Consider the following 3,514-nt stretch of genomic DNA (forward strand, 5'->3'; position numbering starts at 1 on the left):
CGCGGTGGCCACCGAGGACAGGCCCGGCCCCGCCGCCCCCTCCCGTCGCCTCTTCGTCTCCCGGATCGTCGGCGGAGCCGCGGCCACCGCCGGACTCGCCACCGTCGGATACGGCACGTACGGCGTCCTGCGCGGCCCGCGCGTCAAGCGCGTCACCATCCCGCTCGCCAAACTGCCCCGCAGCGCCCACGGCTTCCGTATCGCCGTCGTCAGCGACATCCACCTCGGCCCGATCCTCGGCCGCGCCCACACCCAGCGCGTGGTCGACACCATCAACTCCACCCAGCCGGACCTGATCGCGGTCGTCGGCGACCTCGTGGACGGCACGGTCGCCGACCTGGGACCGGCCGCCGAGCCGCTCAACCAGCTCGAAGCGCCCTTCGGTTCGTTCTTCGTCACCGGCAACCACGAGTACTACTCCGACGCGGACGCCTGGGTCGCGCAGGTACGCGAACTGGGGCTGCGGCCCTTGGTCAACGAGCGCGTCGAGATTCCCGGCTTCGACCTGGCGGGGGTCAACGACATCGGCGGCGAGAGCCAGGGCGAGGGCCCCGACTACGCCAAGGCGCTCGGCGACCGCGACCGGGCGAGGACCTCCGTACTCCTCGCCCACCAGCCGGTGATGATCCACGACGCCGTACGCCAGGGCGTCGACCTGCAACTCTCCGGGCACACGCACGGCGGTCAGCTCTGGCCGGGCAACTACATCGCCGAACTGGCCAACCCGACCGTCGCCGGTCTCGAACGCTACGGCGACACCCAGCTCTACGTCACCCGCGGCGCCGGCGCCTGGGGACCCCCCGTCCGGGTCGGCGCGCCCTCCGACGTCACCGTGGTGCGACTGGCCTCACTCCAGGCCTGACCGGGAGCACCTCAGGCCTGACCCGAAGCACTCCCGGCATGGGCCGGAGCCTCGACACACCTTCTTCACCCGCGCTTTTCGGCCAACCTGTGCTTCCCACGTTTGGGCAACTGGACCTTTGCCAGGGAGGGCCCTCGTTCCTCTTCCACATGTGAAGCTCGTGTGGTTGTGTGTGCGCCATCACGGTCAGGGGTGGGCGTGATAGAGGGGCACAACGATGCGGTCGATCCGCCTGCGAATTCTCATCACATGTGTAGTACTGGCAATCGTCGGGGTGGGCGGCTGGCAGTTGCTTCCGTCGGACGACGGGCAGCAGAAGGCGATCAAGGTCGGTACGACCGACCAGGTCACCTCGCTCGACCCGGCGGGAGCGTACGACGCCGGTTCCTGGGCGCTCTTCGGCAACGTCTACCAGTCGCTGATGACCTTCAAGCCCAGCTCGTCCACGCCGGTCCCCGACGCGGCGCGCAAGTGCTCCTTCACCGATTCGACCCTGAAGGTCTACCGGTGCCAACTGCGGGACGACATCACCTTCGCCAACGGGCACAAGATGACCGCCGAGGACGTCAAGTACTCCATCGACCGGGTCGTGGGCATCAAGGACGAGCTCGGTCCTTCGTCGCTGTTCACCACGCTCAAGTCGATCCAGGCGGACGGCGACACGGTCACCTTCAACCTGGTCTCCCAGGACGTGACCTTCCCGATGAAGATCGCCACGGGCGCCGCAGCGATCGTCGACCACACCACGTATCCGGTGGACGGGCTGCGCAAGGACAACCTGGTCGACGGCTCGGGTCCGTACGTCCTGAAGACGTACACACCGGGCAAGGCCGCCCGGCTCGAACCCAATCCCACCTATCACGGTGCGATCGAGGACACCGGGGAGCCGGTGAGCATCTCCTACTTCGCGGATTCCGAAGCCCTCGCGGCCGCATGGAAGGCCAAGAAGGTCGACGTCACCGACCGGCAGTTGCCGCCCTCGGTGATCGCGGGGCTCGACTCGGCCAGCGACGAACTCCGGATGAACGAGGCCGACAGCGCCGAGATCCGTAACCTCGTCTTCAACACGCGCAAGACCTCGCCGATGAGCAACGCCGCCGTACGCAGGGCCGTCGCCGCGGTCATCGACCGGCCGAAGATCGTCACCGATGTCTACGACTCGACCGTCGACCCGCTGTACTCGCTGATTCCGCAGGGGATCGCCTCGCACACCACGGCCTTCTTCGACGAGTATCCGAAGCCGTCCCCCGCGCTCGCCAAGTCCCTCCTCGCGAACGCCGGCATCCAGACCCCGGTGAGCTTCACGCTCGCCCACGCCAAGGGCGGCTCCGCCCTGCCCGAGGCGAACGAGCTGCGCGAACAGCTCGAAGCCACCGGGCTGTTCAAGGTGAAGATCGTGGAGAAGGACTGGAAGCCCTTCCAGGAGGGTTACGCCAAGGGCGAGTTCGACGCGTACGCCGTCGGCTGGGTGCCCGACTTCCCGGACCCCGACAACTTCATCCAGCCGCTCATCGGCGCCAACTCCACGCTGCACAACGGCTACAAGGATCCGGCGGTCGACGCCCTGATCAAGTCCACGCAGCAGTACAGCGAACGCGCCCGCGCCTCTGCCGACTTCAAGGCCCTCCAGAAGGTGGTGGCGAAGGACGTGCCGCTGCTGCCGCTGTGGCAGAAGAAGAACTACGTGCTGAGCAGCGTGGACGTGACCGGCTCGCAGTACCTCTCCGACGGCACCGGCATCTGGCGCCTGTGGGAACTGAACTGGGTCTGACGGGTGGTTGAGCCTCCGGCACGACCGGCACGACCGGCACGACCGGCCCACCGGGTACGACCGGCGCCGGAGGCTCAGCTCTTCCGCCGGGACACGGTGGCCTCCGCCAGGCCGGGCAGGAAGTCCTCGAAGAGGTCGTGCAGTTCGTGCACGAGCGGCCTGAGCACCCGGAAACGCGACAGCGCGACCCCCCGCGCGGTCAGCCGGGCGCCGCGCTCGGCGAGCCGGTGGCTGCGCTCGCTGTCCTCCGAGCGGTCGTAGACCCAGTAGAGGACAAGTCCCATCTGGGACAGCCACATCAGCTCGGGCAGGATGTCGGCCAGCTCATCGGGGGCCTTCGCCCTGGAGCCCGCCAGCACCTCCCTGTGCACGTCGATCGCCGCCTCCCGCGCGTGCTCCGACTCGGGCGAGAAGGGACTGAGGGGCGACTCGGGGTCGGCGGCGTTCTTGAAGAACTGGCCCGCGAACTCGTGGTACGGCCGCGCGATGTCGAGCCAGACCCGCAACACCCCGGCGAACCGCGCCTCCAGCCCGGTCTCCCGGTCGAGTACGGGTCTCACCGCCGCCCGGTGATCGGCGCCGATCCGGTCGTAGAAGCCCTGCACGAGGTGTTCCTTGGACGAGAAGTAGTAGTACGCGTTGCCGACGGAGACCCCGGCCTCCTGGGAGATGGCCCGCATCGTCGTCTTGTCGTAGCCGCGCTCCCGGAACAGCCGCAGCGCGGTTTCGAGGATGAGCGTGCGGGTCTGCTCGCTCTTGGGGGCCTTGGCGTCGGGGGCTTCCTTCTCGTCCTTCACGGTGCCCGAGCCTAACGGGGCGTGACGACCACTTCGCGCGGCCCGCCGCCCGCGCCGTCTCCCGCGCCGTCCCCCGCGCCGTCC

Annotated in this window: 3 protein-coding genes; 2 read left to right on the forward strand and 1 reads right to left on the reverse strand. The window is 68.6% G+C overall.

Annotation, left to right across the window (positions count from 1 at the left end; all coding sequences use genetic code 11):
- The coding region (locus QR77_RS25525; protein WP_236710806.1) for a metallophosphoesterase at positions 1-862 on the forward strand (862 nt) is incomplete at its 5' end.
- Positions 863-1,079: 217 nt separating this feature from the next.
- Entirely contained in the window at positions 1,080-2,633 is a 1,554-nt protein-coding gene (locus tag QR77_RS25530; RefSeq protein ID WP_040024423.1) for an ABC transporter substrate-binding protein, read from the forward strand.
- Positions 2,634-2,707: 74 nt separating this feature from the next.
- Here the strand turns inward: QR77_RS25530 and QR77_RS25535 are convergent, their stop codons facing one another.
- Positions 2,708-3,430, reverse strand: coding sequence for a TetR family transcriptional regulator (locus QR77_RS25535; protein WP_040024425.1), 723 nt, complete (start codon positions 3,428-3,430; stop codon positions 2,708-2,710).
- Positions 3,431-3,514 lie beyond the last annotated feature (84 nt).

It is taken from the genome of Streptomyces sp. 150FB (assembly GCF_000818195.1).
In the GTDB taxonomy this organism is placed as follows: Bacteria; Actinomycetota; Actinomycetes; order Streptomycetales; family Streptomycetaceae; genus Streptomyces.